Genomic DNA, 14,376 nt, shown 5'->3' with positions numbered 1-14,376 from the left:
TTAGTCGAAACTGATCGCCCCTTCAAAGGCAGGCTCTTCCAAGGTCTGGCCGCTGAAGGTCGTTGGTGTTTCTGCCGTGATGTCGAGCGTGTAGCTCCCGTTCACGGGGATCGCGTCACTGGTCCAAGCATCGCCTTCACCGGTGATCGTGTGGCTGCCCGTGGCATTGTTGGTAAAGACCACCTGATCGCCCGGCTGCACATGCGATAGCGCTGGGAAATAGGCGCCGTCAACGATCAGCACATTGCGGTTCTCGGCCATGGCGCTGGCTGCGCAAACGCTCAGGGCGAGGGCCAGAGCACCGGCGCTTTTGCGGTATGAACTTAGCATCATCTGCTCCTTTAGATCGCCCGATGTGGGCGGGTTAGCCGGTTTTGTACAAGGTGAATGCGGCATAACTTTGGCCGGTTCGGGCTGGATTATTTCTCTGTCGCGGGCTCTGCCTGCTGGGCCAGCCAACCGCGGAAAGACGCGAGCGCCGCGGTCTCATCACGGTCTTCGGGCCAGACGAGATAGTAATTGCCGATGCTCTGCGTGGTTTGCGACGCGGCCAGCACCAATTGCCCGTCGCGCAGGTAGGGGCGGGCGAAAAAGGTCGGCAGCAGCGCCACCCCCAACCCGTGGATCGCCGCCTGCGCCATGGTCGAAAATTGGTCGAACATCATCCCGCCGGGGGGCTCATCGGTGACCCCCAACGATGATAGCCACCGCGCCCACCCGCGCGGGCGGGTTTCCAGATGCAACAACGGCAGATGCCGCACATCGCGCGCATCCTCCAACGGTTCGGCCAGCAAATCGGGCGCACAGACCGCCACCACCGTTTCCGGCAAAAGCGGCAGATAGCGCACGCCGGGCCAGTCTTCATGACCAAAATGAATGGCGGCGTCGAATCGGCTGCCTGCAAAGGCGAAGGGCCGCAACCGTGTTGAGAGGTTGACTGTCACCTCAGGATGATCCCTTGCGAAATCGCGCAACCGGGGGGCCAGCCAATGCATGCCGAAGGCGGGCAAGATCGCCAGATCCAGCGTGCCGCCCGTGGGGTTCGTCCGGGCCGAAACCGAGGCCTGTGCCAGCCGGTTCAGGATGTCGCGCACCTGCGTTACATAATCCAATCCCGCCTGCGTCGGGCTAAGCCGGCGGCCCTGACGGATCATCAGCGACACGCCCAGTTGTTCCTCCAGCGTTTTGATCTGGCGGCTTACCGCGCTCTGCGTCAGGTTCAGTTCCTGCGCCGCCGCCGTGGCGGTGCTCAGCCGCACCACAGCCTCGAAGGACAGCAGGGCCGAGATCGAAGGCAAGAAGCGACGCGGCGCGATCATATGACTTTTTCTCATGAACTCAGGACAAAGCAGCGATAGAGTTCGCGCCGCCAATTTGCAATACTGCCGCAAATCACATCACCCGAAAGGATGCATCATGACTGCAGACGCCCCTAAGCTGCGCGCCAAGGACAAACCCGATCTTGGCACCTTCGATTGGCAGGATCCCTTCCGCCTCGACAGCCAGTTGAGCGAAGACGAACGCATGATCCGCGACAGCGCCCGTGCCTATGCGCAGGAAAAGCTGCAACCGCGCGTCATCGAAGCCTTCGCCGAGGAAAAGACCGACCCCGAAATCTTCCGAGAGATGGGCGAGATGGGCCTTCTGGGCGTCACCATCCCCGAGGAATACGGCGGGCTGGGCGGCAGTTATGTCTCCTACGGCCTCGTCGCGCGCGAAGTTGAACGGGTCGACAGTGGCTACCGGTCGATGATGTCGGTGCAAGCAAGCCTCGTGATGTATCCGATCTATGCCTATGGCTCCGAAGAGCAGCGCCAGAAGTATTTGCCGAAGCTCTGCTCGGGCGAATGGATCGGCTGCTTTGGCCTGACCGAGCCTGACGCAGGTTCTGACCCTGCGGGCATGAAAACCCGCGCCGTGAAGACCGAGAATGGCTACAAGCTGACCGGCTCCAAGATGTGGATCTCGAACTCCCCCATCGCCGATGTCTTCGTGGTCTGGGCCAAGTCCGAGGCGCATGACGGCAAGATCCGCGGCTTCGTGCTGGAGAAGGGCATGAAGGGCCTGAGCGCGCCGAAAGTGGGCAACAAGCTCAGCTTGCGCGCCTCGATCACCGGCGAGATCGTGATGGACGGTGTCGAAGTGGGCGAAGACGCGCTGCTGCCCAACGTGCAGGGGCTGAAGGGGCCGTTTGGCTGTCTGAACCGCGCGCGCTACGGCATCTCTTGGGGTGCGATGGGTGCTGCGGAATTCTGCTGGCACGCCGCGCTGCAGTACGGGTTGGATCGCAAACAGTTTAACAAGCCGCTGGCCCAGACCCAGCTGTTCCAGAAGAAGCTGGCCGACATGATGACCGAGATTTCGCTCGGCTTGCAGGGCTCGCTGCAAGTGGGTCGTTTGATGGATGCCGCTAATGCCGCGCCCGAGATGGTTTCGATCGTCAAGCGCAACAACTGTGGCAAGGCGCTGGACGTGGCGCGCATGTCGCGTGACATGCACGGCGGCAACGGCATCTCGGGTGAATTCCAAGTGATCCGTCACATGATGAACCTTGAGACGGTGAACACCTATGAGGGCACCCATGACGTGCACGCCCTGATCTTGGGCCGCGCCCAGACTGGCCTGCAGGCGTTTTTCTAAAGACCGGCAACGGGGGGGAACTGTTCCCCCGGCCACTCCCAAGTACTTATGGCCAGAACGAGAGGCGACGCCTTTCTTTCTGGCCGAAATGCTTTCGCTATCGGCGTTTGATTCCTATTCCAAGAGGCCCCATGGACCGCGTTGCCATCGTTCATGAGAACTTCCTCCGTCGCGTCGCGGCGGGGGATTTTCCCGTTTCCACCTCCGACAAGAAGGCGCTTGATCGCGACCAGTTGGAGCAGCTCTATCGCGCGCAGGTGCTGAGCCGTGCGCTCGACCTTCAAAGCCGTGTGATGCAGAAAGAGGGGCAGGGGTTTTACACCATCGGCTCCTCTGGTCATGAGGGCATGGCGGCGGTGGCGGCGGCCCTGCGCGTCAATGACATCGCCTTCCTGCACTACCGCGATGCGGCGTTCCAGATCGCCCGCGCCGATCAGGCCGAAGGGCAGGACATGCTGCGCGATATGCTCCTGAGTTTCGCCTGTTCGGCTGAGGATCCGATCAGCGGCGGTCGGCACAAGGTGCTGGGCTCGCGCCCGCTGATGATCCCGCCGCAGACCTCGACCATTGCCAGCCACCTGCCCAAGGCGGTGGGGGCGGCGCATTCCATCGGCATGGCACGGCGCAACCGGCCCGAGCATGCGATCCTGCCGCGCGATGCAATCGCCATGTGCAGTTTCGGCGATGCCTCGGCCAACCACTCCACCGCGCAGGGCGCGATCAATGCCGCCTGTTGGACCGCCGTTCAGGGCGTGCCCCTGCCGCTGCTTTTCGTCTGTGAGGACAATGGCATCGGGATTTCGACCAAGACACCGACGGGCTGGATCAAGGCCTCTATGTCTGCCCGTCCGGGCTTGAAGTATTTTGAGGGCGATGGGCTGGACCTTCATGCGGCCTATGCAGCGGCGAAAGAAGCGGCGGATTATGTTCGGGTGCACCGCAAGCCCGCCTTCCTGCATCTGCGCACTGTGCGGCTTTATGGTCATGCGGGGGCGGATGTGGCGACTTCCTATCTGCCGCGTGCAGAGGTCGAGGCCGATGAGGCGAATGATCCGCTGCTGCATTCCGCGCGCCTGTTGGTGGAGGCCGGAATGAACGCCGATGAGGCGCTGGAGATTTACCGCGAGACCCAAGATGCCGTGGCGAAAGCGGCGGCAGAGGTGATCAAACGCCCGCGTCTCAAGACGGCATCCGATGTGATGGCGAGCCTCGTGCCGCCGAAGCGGACCTGCGCGGCCAGTAACGGGCCGAGTGCCGAGGTTCGAGCCGAGACATTCGGCAGCGATATGGCGCAGATGGACAACCCACAGCCGATGTCGCGGCTGATCAACTGGGCGCTGCACGACCTCATGCTCTCCCATCCCGAGACCATGCTGATGGGCGAGGATGTGGGCCGCAAGGGCGGGGTCTATGGCGTTACGCAGAAGTTGCAGGGCCGGTTCGGGCCGGGGCGTGTGATCGACACGCTGTTGGATGAACAGAGCATTCTGGGCCTCGCCATCGGTATGGCGCATAACGGTTTCGTGCCGATGCCTGAGATTCAGTTCCTCGCCTATCTGCACAACGCCGAAGACCAGTTGCGCGGCGAAGCGGCCACCCTGCCGTTCTTCTCGGACGGGCAATGGACCAATCCGATGGTGCTGCGCATCGCGGGGCTGGGCTATCAGAAAGGGTTTGGCGGGCATTTCCACAATGACAACTCACTGGCCGTGTTGCGTGACATTCCGGGGATCATCATTGCTTGCCCCTCGGCGGGGGATGATGCGGCGATGATGCTGCGCGAAGCGCACCGTTTGGCGCGGGAAGAGCAGCGGGTGGTGGTCTTTGTTGAGCCGATTGCGCTTTATCCGATGCGCGATTTGTTAGAGGCCGGGGATGGCGGCTGGATGCGGAACTATCCGGCACCAGATCGGCGGATCGATCTGAGCGAGGTCGGGGTCACGGGCGAGGGTGCCGATCTGGCGATCGTGAGCTATGGCAACGGGCATTATCTGAGCCAGCAGGCTGCGCATGATTTGGCGGAGCAGGGCGTCAAGGCACGGGTGATAGACTTGCGTTGGTTGGCCCCACTGCCGGAAGAGGCGCTGTTGGCAGCAATCGGGGATCGGCCTGTGTTGATCGTAGATGAATGTCGCCGCACGGGCGGGCAGGCCGAAGCGCTGATGGCGCTGATGACAGAGCGCGGTGTTGAGCGTTTTGCGCGGCTGACGGCGGAGGATAGCTTTATCGCCACGGGGCCGGCCTATGCGGCGACGCTGCCCTCGCGCGAGGGGATCTTGGCGGCGGCGCGGGAGTTGTTGGGGAGGGCGTAGGAACCACCCGGCCCGGATTCAAGCGGCAGGCGCCGACCCGCAGACAGGCTATGGTCCTCGGTTTTCCGTGGCCCATAGCCCTGCGCGCCTAGTGGCTATCCGCTGGCGCGCCGCCTTGGAAATTATTCCCGTTCACATAATCGCAAGGCTCTTCGCGCATCTCCAGATGCAGCCCGTCGCCTGTGTAGGGGTGCGCGCGGGCAAGGTCTTCGTCCATTTCGATCCCCAGACCGGGCGCTGAGGGGGCGGTGATGAAGCCATCCTCCACCCGGATCGACCCTTTGATCAGCCTATCGTGGAACGGCGTCTCAATGCATTCGCACATCAGGATATTCGGGATCGCGGTGGCAAGCTGCACATTTGCCGCCCATTCCACCGGCCCGGCATAGAGATGCGGCGCCACCTGCGCGTTATAGACCTCGGCCATGGCGGCGATCTTCTTGGCTTCGGCAATGCCGCCCACGCGGCCAAGCGCCGGTTGCAGGATCTCCGCCGCCCCGGCACGCAAGAGCTGCGCGAACTCGGCCTTGGTGGTCAGCCGCTCGCCCGTGGTCACGGGGACGCGCACGCCGCGCGCGACCTTGGCCATCTGCTCAGGCGCGTCTGGGGGGATCGGCTCTTCGTACCACAGCGGGCTGTAGGGTTCGATCGCTTGCCCCAGCCGGATCGCGCCTGCGGTCGTGAACTGCCCATGAGTGCCGAACAGCAGATCGGCACGGTCGCCCACAGCCTCGCGGATGGCTTTGCAAAAGGCCACAGACGTGCTGATATCCGACATCGCAGGCATATGCCCGCCGCGCAGCGTATAGGGGCCAGCGGGGTCGAATTTCACCGCCGTATAGCCCCGCGCCACGCAGTCCGCCGCCGATTCCGCCGCCATCTCGGGCGAGGTCCAGAAATCCGCCATGCTGTGATGCGGCAGCGGGTAGAGGTAGGTATAGCCGCGCACCCGGTCATTGGTGCGCCCGCCGATCAACGCATGCACCGGACGGTCGCGGTCTTTGCCAAGGATGTCCCAGCAGGCGATCTCTAGCCCCGAAAATGCGCCCATGACGGTCAGGTCTGGCCGCTGGGTGAAGCCCGCGGAATAGGCGCGGCGGAACATCAGCTCGATGTTCTCGGGGTTTTCGCCCTGCATGTGACGGGCGAAGACATCCTCGATCACCGCGCGCATCGCGTCGGGCCCGACGCTGGCGGCATAGCATTCGCCCCAGCCGGTCACGCCGGTGTCGGTGGTCACTTTGACCAATATCCAATAGCGCCCGCCCCAGCCGGGGGCGGGCGGGGCCGTCACGATGATGTCGAGGTCTTGTAGCTTCATGACGGTCCCTTTCGTCTGGTCGCTTAGGTCTCTTTTTTGTCGTCGACGATGGTCATCTGCGCGATGCCGCTTTCGCCCAGATCGACCTTGGCGAAGGGGCCGCCGTGGCACATCTGGCCGGGGTCGGTGATGTCGACAGGGCCTTCTTCGGCCAGCACTTTTTCGGCGAATTGCTCGGCGTTGTCCTTGGGCCGGTAGCCGAGGAAAGACGCCTTGGAATTGTCTACCGGGGAGCGGTCGTTGTTCGACACGCCGTAGATGACCGAGAAACCGACCGAGGGGGTGTCGACTGCGCGGGTCACCAGTTGGATCAGGTCGTCATAGCTCAGCCACGAGCCGAGCGCGCGGGAGTTGTTGACCTGCGCGGCACTCAGGATGCGCAGATGCACGGATTCGAGCTGCCGCTTGTCCCAATACATGGAGCCGAGGTCTTCGGTGAAGCATTTGGCGAGGCCGTAGAAAGTGTCGGGTTTGTGAGGCGCGTCAATGCCGATGAAATCGGATTTCTTGTGCATCCCCACGGCGTGGATCGAGGAGGCATAGACGACGCGGCGTGCGCCTGCCTGATAGGCAGCTTCCCACACGTTGTAAGAGCCGACGAAGTTCGGGCGGAGCAGCTCCATGAAAGGTTTTTCGTCCACGATGGCACCGAAATGCACGACCATGTCGGCGCCCTCCATCAGCGCCGCGACCTCGTCGTAGCTCGCCAGATCGGCCTTCTGATAGCGCTCGCCGTCATAAAGCTTGCCGATGTCGTCGGCGATGTCAGAGCTGACCAGTTCTTCGCACATCGCGGCCAGCGGCTCGCGCAGGTACGAGCCAAGCCGACCGGCGGCGCCTGTCAGGACCAGTTTCTTAAATTTCATAACATCTTCCTTTCACGTCTCAGAAATCTTGTCGCGCACTTGGGCGCGCAGGGCATCGGCCCCTTTGGCCAAAAGTCCCACATCCGTGCCGCAGGCAACAAAGGTGAAGCCATCGTCCAGCAGTTGGGCGGCGAAGTCGGGGTCGGTGACCAGCGTGCCCACGGGAATGCCCTTGTCCATCAAGAGTTTGGCGGCGGGGCGGATCACCTCCCAAACCTCCGCGTGCAGGGTCTGGCCCAGATGGCCCATGTCAGCGGCGATATCGGCGGGGCCAAAGAAGATACCGTCGATCCCCTCAACCTCGGCAAAGGCGGCGGCGTTTTCCACGGCGGCGCGGGTTTCAAGCTGGATCAGGATGGCGGTCTGTTTCTCGACCTCGGTGTTGTAATCCTCGACCCGGCCAAACTGGTTGGCGCGGTTCAGCCCGGCCACCCCCCGGACACCGCGCGGCGGGTAGCGGCAGGCGGCCACGGCGGCGCGGGCCTCTTCAGGCGATTGCACCATCGGAAACAGCAGCCCCGGCGCGCCGAGGTCCAACAGCCGTTTGACCTTGACCGCATCGTTCCAATCGGGCCGCACCATCGCCGCGGTGTCACTGCCCGAGAACGCCTGTAGCTGCCCCAGCACGGACTTCATATCGCTCGGCGCGTGTTCCATATCCAGCATCACCCAGTCATAGCCTGCATGGGCCACCACCTCGGCGGCATAGCCATCCGAGAGGGAGACCCAGAGGCCAAGCTGCTTTTGCCCGGCGCGGATGGCTGTGAGGAATGTGTTCTCGGGGTGCTTCATATCACGGCCTTTTCAACAAATTTCTCTGCGCGGACAATCCGCGCGTAATCCAGCGGGGTCAGGTCAAGCGAACGATAGGCGCCATGGGTGATCAACTCAGCCGTGCCGCGCCCGATGGCCGGGGCTTGCTGCAACCCGTGGCCGGAAAATCCGTTCATAAAGACGAAATTCTCGACCTTGTCGTGCCGCCCGACAATTGCGTTTTGATCCACAGTGTTAAAGGCGTAATGCCCGACCCATTCGTTGATCACCTTGACCCGTTCAAAGGCCGGAACGCGCGTGGCGATGATGGGCCAGACTTTCTCCTCCCAAATCGAATGGTCAAAGGCAAAGTCATCATAGGCCGCGTCATAGTCATCCTCAGGCGGGCAACCGGCCATATAGTATTTGCCCTCTTGGCGCATATGCACGCCGCTGGGGTCGATGGTCAGCGGCAGGTCCATCTCTAGCGGCTCGGCGGCGTCAAAGATAAAGGTGTAGCGTTTGCGCGGCACGACAGGCAGGGTGATCCCCGCCATCTGCGCCGTCGCCGCCGCGCGGGGGCCGGAAGCATTGACCACCGTGCCGCAAGCGACCTTTGCGCCGGACTTCAGCGTTACCGCATCCACCGCGCTGCCTGCAGGGTTCAAGGTCATGCCCGTCACCTCATCATGGATAAAGGTCACGCCCCGACGCCTGGCCATACGTTTGAACCAGTCAAACATGGTGCCGCCGTCAAAGTAGCCTTCGTTCACCGTGTTGTGGTTGCCCGCGATCACGTCGTCGAGCATGTAAAATGCATAGCGCGCGGCGATCTCGTCCTTGGTCATATGCTGGGTATGCGCCCCCATGGAGGCCTGAATGCCCTGCGCTTCCCGCAGGGTCTGGGCAAACTCCGGCGTGTCAGCAAGGTAGAGGTAGCCAAAGCTCTGCAGCGCCAGGTCCGGCACCTCGGGATCGTCATGCATGAAGTGGCGGAAGTTCTTAATAAACTCGGCCCCGAACTGCGAAATCTGGATGTTTACCGGCGCGGTGAACTGTTGGCGGATGCAGGAATTCGTGTGGCTGGTCGAGGCGAATTCATAGGTCGGGTCACGTTCGACCACCAACACTTCGCCGTCAAATCCCGGCGTGTTGGTCAGCCACCAAGCCAGTGCCGAGCCGTAGATGGCCCCGCCCACGATCACCACGTCATATGACGTCTCAAGCGCGTTTTGCATGCACAGTCTCCCTTTGCGCATTCCCCTCTGAATTGTGGGTAGCCTAAGCATCCAGAGCCTGCAATCTTTGTGAACGGCAGGGCGATTTTTCGTTTTTCCGCGATGGGTTGCGCGACGGCCCAAGGATGGGGCAGGGTGGCATTCGAAAGATGCGGTTCTATTGCATCGTTGACTTTTGTAGCGGCTGTCGCACCATGATTGCTGTGCCGAAAAAGACATCAACGCCCAAAGGAGTGGCCCTTGGACAGCGACCGTGAAGAGATTGAGCGTCTGATTGCACAGGTTGCATTGGGGGATCGTGCCGCCTTTGAGGCGCTTTATGATCGGGTGTCTGCGAAACTATTCGGGGTCTGCCTGCGTGTGTTGGATACACGGGCCGCAGCAGAGGACGCCATGCAGGACAGTTTCGTCAAAATCTGGAACCATTCCGACCGCTATCAGGCCAATGGCCTGTCGCCGATGACGTGGCTGATCACCATTGCGCGCAACACTGCGATCGACCGGCTGCGCGCCACCCGCAAAGGCCATCAGAATATCGACACGCCGGGGCTGGAACTGGCCGCGCCGGGGCCGAACCCCGAGCAATCCGCCGTGGCCGCGTCTGAGGCCACGCGCCTCAGCAACTGTCTGGACGACCTTGAGGCAGATCGCAGTGCCGCGGTGCGCGGTGCCTATCTGGATGGCGACAGCTATGCCGACCTTGCGCAGCGTTTTAATGTGCCTCTTAATACGATGCGCACATGGCTGCGTCGCGGGTTGATGAGCCTGCGGGAGTGTATGAGCGCATGAGTGACACCCCCATCATCCCAGCCGGAGACGACGATCTTCTGGCCGCCGAAGTGGCCTTGGGCCTGCTGGAAGGCGAAGACCGTGTGGCGGCGCGCGCGCGCCTACTTCAAGACCGTGATTTTTCCCGCAGCGTTGCCGATTGGCAGGAGCGTTTCGTGGCAATGACCGACGATATCGCGCCCGTCGACCCGCCTGCGAAACTGCGCCGCACGCTGATGTCGCGGCTCTTCCCCGCGCGGCAGGTGCCGTTGATGCAGCGTCTCTGGCTCTGGCAAGTGATATCGGTTGCGGCTCTCGCCACTGTAGCCTTCCTTGCCTTGCCGATGCTGCGCGAGGCACCGGTTCAGTCGCCGGGCGAGGTTTATGCCACTCGCATGGCCGCCGAAGACAGCGCGCTGGAACTGCTGGCCGTCATGGACATGTCACGCGGCGATATCGCGCTGCGCCGGGTCTCGGGCACCGCACCCGAAGGCCGCGTGCTGGAGCTTTGGGCCATCCTGCCGGACCGCGCGCCGATCTCTTTGGGCGTATTGCCTGAGGGTGAAGTCAACCGCGTGGTCTTGCCCGCCAATCTGGCACCCGAGGCAGCGCAGATCACACTGGCCATCACAGATGAGCCACCGGGCGGCGCCCCTGACGGCGCCCCCACCGGCACCATCATGGCTGCCGGTACCGTGGCCGAACTCTAGACCCCGAAACGCCCTTCTCTGATCGAGTGGGGCGTTTCACTTTTCTAGGGTAAAACAACGCTCTACAACTTTTTTCCGAATTTTTTGAACCATTCTGAAACTCCTCTCACTCTTGGCCCGTGGGTCCAGTATCGCCGCCCACAACGGGGGGCATCTGAGGAGGAAACCAGATGAAAACGCTCAAGACATTTGCCGCCGCGACCGCCACTGCCGCCCTGTTGGCCACCGGTGCCATCGCTGCCAATCCCGAAGTGGGCGGCGCGCCCATGTTCGAGAACAAAAACATCGTCGAGAACGCCGTGAACTCCGCCGATCACACCACGCTGGTCGCCGCTGTGAAGGCCGCCGGTCTGGTCGACACGCTGGCCTCCGAAGGTCCCTTCACCGTTTTCGCCCCGGTCAATTCCGCCTTTGATGCGCTGCCCGCTGGCACCGTCGACACGCTGCTCAAGCCCGAGAACAAAGACATGCTGACCAAAGTGCTGACCGCGCATGTGGTTGCGGGCAACTGGTCTGCTGCCGACATCGCCGCCAGGGCGCGCGCCTCCAGCGATGGGTTCTACCACTTTAACGCCGTGTCCGGCGACGCGCTGTCGGCGCAGGTGAAGGGTAACAACGTCTACATCATCGATGAGAGCGGCAATGCGTCGCGCGTGACTATCGCAGATGTGAACCAGTCCAACGGCGTTATCCATGTTGTAAACAGCGTGCTGGTGCCCAAGTAATAGGCAACCCGCACGATGTGGCCGGACCAGCACCTCCATGCTGGTCCGGCGTTCACCTAATCCGAACGCGAGGAGTAACACCATGAACAGACGTCATTTTCTGACATCGACCTTTCTGGGCGCCACCGCCATCGGGTTGGGCGCACGCGGCGCTTTGGCAGCCTACGTCGAAGGCGATTTTGAGGTTGAGCGAACGGAAGCCGAGTGGCGCGCCATGCTGAGCGATGCCGAATATGCGGTCATGCGCGAAGGCGATACGGAGCGCGCCTTTACCAGCCCCCTGAATGATGAGACGCGCGCCGGAACGTTCATTTGCAAGGGCTGTGACCAGCCGCTCTACGATGCCGCGACCAAGTTCAAAAGCGGCACCGGCTGGCCGAGCTTTTACCAACCGCTAGAAAATGCGGTCGAGACGATGTCCGACAACAGCTTTTTCATGCGCCGGACCGAGGTGCATTGCGACCGTTGCGGCAGCCATCTGGGCCACATCTTTGATGACGGGCCCGAGCCGACGGGCAAGCGGCATTGCCTGAATGGCGTCTCGCTGAAGTTCGTCGCGGCCTAATCACTACGGTATAACCGACCTGACCGCGCGCCGTTTTCGGCGCGCGTTGCCGTTTTAGGTGCCGCGCGGTTTGGCGCGCAGGGTCGGGTCTGCCACCGTGGGGTCTTCGGGCCAAGGGTGGCGCGGGTAGCGCCCCCGCATGTCTTTGCGCACATCGGCGTAGGAGCTGGCCCAGAACCCCGGAATGTCCATCGTGACCTGCACGGGGCGCTGAGCGGGGGAGAGCAGGGTGACCTGTAGCGGCTGCCCGCCCACGGTAGGATGCCGGGTCACGCCGAACATCTCTTGCAGGCGCAGCGAGATGCCGGGGGTCTCACCGCTGTAGTCAATGGCCACGCGCCGCCCCAGCGGGGTTTCGAAATGCGCGGGCGCGTTGCGGTCCAACTCTTGCTGTTGCTCCCACGTCAGCCGCGCCTTGAGCGCCGGGATGATGTCGAACGCTTTCCAATCGCCTGTGCTGCGCACACCGGCCAGGTGCGGCAGCAGCCAGTCGTCCAGCGTCTCCATCAGATGCGCTTCGCTGAAATCGGGGAAGGGCGCGGGCATCAACCGGGCGCGGGCCAAAAACAGCGCCGCCGCCTTGCCGGGGTTCAGCCCCAATTGCCGCACACCGTCAAGCATCGCGACCGCCACCGCATCCGCGGGCGCATCGGGCCATGTGCGGTCTTCGAGTACCAGCGCCCCAAACACCTCTTGCCGCCGGGTCAGCACGCGCCCCTCGCGGCGCGACCAGATACAGACCTCCTCCCAATGGATTTGGTCGGCAAAAGTGCTGCGCAACTCAGCGTCCGAGATCAGCGCCGCCTGCCGGATACGCGCTTCACGCGGGTCGCCGTCAAGGTCGGTGGCCACCAGCAATCGCGTGCCTGCCATCTGGTCAGCCTCGGGCAGGATCGCGCCCTTGCCGCCCGATAGGACATAGCGCGGCGCCTCGCCCTTGCGGCGCAGCCCGACGCGGTCAGGATAGGCGAGCGCGGCGAGAACGCCTAAAGCGTCCGGCCCGTCGCCCTTTGTCATCCGACCCAGCCGCTTGGCCTCGGCCTTGATCCGCGCCAGCGTCGGGGCATGCGGCGCGGCGGCGGTGCGTTTCCCGGCCAGCGCATCCATCCTAAGCGAAAGGTCCACCGGCGCGCCGCGCATCGGGTCACGCTCTGCCAAAAGTGCGGCGAGCAGCGGCGCACGCGGCCCGCCGCGCGCGACCATATGCGCCAGACGCGGGTGTAGGGGCAACTTGGCCAATTTGCGGCCATGTTCGGTGATGCGGCCCGTGTCGTCCAACGCGCCGAGCATCCGCAAGACCGCCTGCGCTTCGGCCAAACGGCCCGCATGGGGCGGGGTGACAAAGCTTAATTCTTCGGCCTGTGCGCCCCAGAGCGCCAGTTCCAGCGCGAAGCCGGTGAGGTCACCCGCCTCAATCTCCGCCGGGGGGAAGGCGGCCAGCGCCCCTTCCTCGCCGCGCGTCCAGAGTTTGTAGGCCACGCCCGCCTCAACCCGCCCGGCCCGGCCCGCGCGTTGTGTGGCCTCGGCGCGGGTCACACGCTCGGTGACCAGCCGCGACATGCCCGAGGCGGGATCGAACAGCGCCCGGCGCGAGCGGCCAGCGTCGACGACGATGCGGATGCCTTCGATGGTGAGCGAGGTTTCGGCAATAGAGGTCGCCAGCACGACCTTCCGCCCCGACCGCACAGGCGCGATGGCGGCCTGCTGCGCTTTGAAATCCAGCGCACCGAAGAGCGGGGCCAAGGTGCAGTCGCTTGGCAGGGCGGAGCGCAGAAGCGCTTCCACCCGCCTGATTTCGCCTTCGCCGGGCAAGAAGACCAGCGCCGAGCCGGGGGCCTCCGCAAGCGCTTTCAGCGTCAGGTCGGCCACCGCATTCTCAAGCCGTCGCTTGCCCATGGGCTTGTCGAGCCAGCGCGGCTCTACCTCAAAACTGCGGCCTTTGGAGGTGACGATGGGGGCTTCCATCAACTCGGCCACCGGGGCGGCATCAAGCGTGGCGGACATGGCGACCAGCAACAGGTCGTCGCGCAAGGCACCCGCGACTTCGAGGCAAAGCGCGAGGCCCAGATCGGCGTTCAGCGAGCGTTCGTGGAATTCGTCAAAGATCACCGCGCCGACGCCGGGCAGGTCGGGGTTGTCTTGCAACATGCGGGTCAGGATGCCTTCGGTGACGACCTCGATGCGGGTGTTTTTCGATACGGCAGAGGCCCCGCGCACCCGAAAGCCGACGGTCTGGCTGGTTTCTTCGCCAAGGCTTTCGGCCATGCGCGCGGCCGCGGCGCGGGCCGCAAGGCGGCGCGGTTCTAGCATCAGGATGCGGCCCCTGGTCAGGCGAGCGTCGAGCATCGCAAGCGGCACCCGCGTCGTCTTGCCCGCACCGGGGGGCGCTTGCAGCACCACGCGACCCGTGTCGCGCAGGGCGGCGATCACGTCAGGCAGAACGGCGTCGATGGGCAGGGCGAAATCAGCGTTGGACAT

At 63.4% G+C, this 14,376-nt stretch carries 13 protein-coding genes; 6 read left to right on the top strand and 7 right to left on the bottom strand.

The window, feature by feature from the left end; all coding sequences use genetic code 11:
* Complete coding sequence (locus tag O4H31_RS13990; protein ID WP_150120555.1) at positions 1 to 333, bottom strand: hypothetical protein; 333 nt, start codon at positions 331 to 333, stop codon at positions 1 to 3.
* 86 nt (positions 334 to 419) lie between these two features.
* Complete coding sequence (locus O4H31_RS13985; RefSeq protein ID WP_269346741.1) at positions 420 to 1,319, bottom strand: LysR substrate-binding domain-containing protein; 900 nt, start codon at positions 1,317 to 1,319, stop codon at positions 420 to 422.
* Between the two features lie 97 nt (positions 1,320 to 1,416).
* Between O4H31_RS13985 and O4H31_RS13980 the strand changes: the two genes are divergently transcribed.
* A complete protein-coding gene (locus tag O4H31_RS13980; protein WP_067630156.1) occupies positions 1,417 to 2,640 on the top strand; it encodes an acyl-CoA dehydrogenase in 1,224 nt (407 codons plus the stop codon).
* 131 nt (positions 2,641 to 2,771) lie between these two features.
* Positions 2,772 to 4,952: a thiamine pyrophosphate-dependent enzyme gene (locus tag O4H31_RS13975; protein WP_269346737.1), complete on the top strand. Its 2,181-nt coding sequence runs from the start codon at positions 2,772 to 2,774 to the stop codon at positions 4,950 to 4,952.
* Between the two features lie 88 nt (positions 4,953 to 5,040).
* On the opposite strand, the gene O4H31_RS13970 is transcribed toward O4H31_RS13975, so the two are convergent.
* Genes O4H31_RS13970 through O4H31_RS13955 form a run of 4 tightly spaced genes read right to left on the bottom strand, consistent with a single transcriptional unit; the run spans position 5,041 to position 9,130 of the window.
* Complete coding sequence (locus O4H31_RS13970; RefSeq protein ID WP_269346736.1) at positions 5,041 to 6,273, bottom strand: mandelate racemase/muconate lactonizing enzyme family protein; 1,233 nt, start codon at positions 6,271 to 6,273, stop codon at positions 5,041 to 5,043.
* A gap of 23 nt (positions 6,274 to 6,296) precedes the next feature.
* Positions 6,297 to 7,139, bottom strand: a complete 843-nt coding sequence (locus tag O4H31_RS13965; RefSeq protein ID WP_269346735.1) for an NAD-dependent epimerase/dehydratase family protein — start codon at positions 7,137 to 7,139, stop codon at positions 6,297 to 6,299.
* Positions 7,140 to 7,151: 12 nt separating this feature from the next.
* On the bottom strand, positions 7,152 to 7,931 hold the full coding sequence (locus O4H31_RS13960) for an HpcH/HpaI aldolase family protein (protein WP_269346734.1): 780 nt from the start codon (positions 7,929 to 7,931) through the stop codon (positions 7,152 to 7,154).
* The gene (locus O4H31_RS13955; RefSeq protein ID WP_269346732.1) at positions 7,928 to 9,130 is read right to left on the bottom strand and encodes an NAD(P)/FAD-dependent oxidoreductase; all 1,203 of its coding nucleotides are present in this window, start codon (positions 9,128 to 9,130) and stop codon (positions 7,928 to 7,930) included. Before O4H31_RS13955 ends, O4H31_RS13960 begins: the two co-directional genes overlap by 4 nt.
* Positions 9,131 to 9,370: 240 nt before the next feature.
* Here O4H31_RS13955 and O4H31_RS13950 point away from each other — a divergent pair, with 240 nt between their 5' ends.
* The 4 genes from O4H31_RS13950 (at position 9,371) to msrB (ending at position 11,898) form a co-directional block, all read left to right on the top strand.
* A complete protein-coding gene (locus O4H31_RS13950) occupies positions 9,371 to 9,919 on the top strand; it encodes a sigma-70 family RNA polymerase sigma factor (RefSeq protein ID WP_120351664.1) in 549 nt (182 codons plus the stop codon).
* Positions 9,916 to 10,608 (top strand): anti-sigma factor, encoded by a 693-nt coding sequence (locus O4H31_RS13945; protein ID WP_269346730.1) that lies wholly within the window; start codon positions 9,916 to 9,918, stop codon positions 10,606 to 10,608. Before O4H31_RS13950 ends, O4H31_RS13945 begins: the two co-directional genes overlap by 4 nt.
* 170 nt (positions 10,609 to 10,778) lie before the next feature.
* Positions 10,779 to 11,333, top strand: coding sequence for a fasciclin domain-containing protein (locus tag O4H31_RS13940; protein WP_269346728.1), 555 nt, complete (start codon positions 10,779 to 10,781; stop codon positions 11,331 to 11,333).
* 82 nt (positions 11,334 to 11,415) lie between these two features.
* A complete protein-coding gene (msrB, locus tag O4H31_RS13935) occupies positions 11,416 to 11,898 on the top strand; it encodes a peptide-methionine (R)-S-oxide reductase MsrB (protein ID WP_269346726.1) in 483 nt (160 codons plus the stop codon).
* Between the two features lie 54 nt (positions 11,899 to 11,952).
* On the opposite strand, the gene hrpB is transcribed toward msrB, so the two are convergent.
* Positions 11,953 to 14,376, bottom strand: a complete 2,424-nt coding sequence (hrpB, locus tag O4H31_RS13930) for an ATP-dependent helicase HrpB (protein WP_269347211.1) — start codon at positions 14,374 to 14,376, stop codon at positions 11,953 to 11,955.

Origin of the sequence: Sulfitobacter dubius (genome assembly GCF_027214245.1) — a bacterium.
GTDB lineage: Bacteria > Pseudomonadota > Alphaproteobacteria > Rhodobacterales > Rhodobacteraceae > Sulfitobacter > Sulfitobacter dubius_A.
Note: the sequence above shows the minus strand (reverse complement) of the source record. Positions and strands in the feature narration are given on the sequence as shown.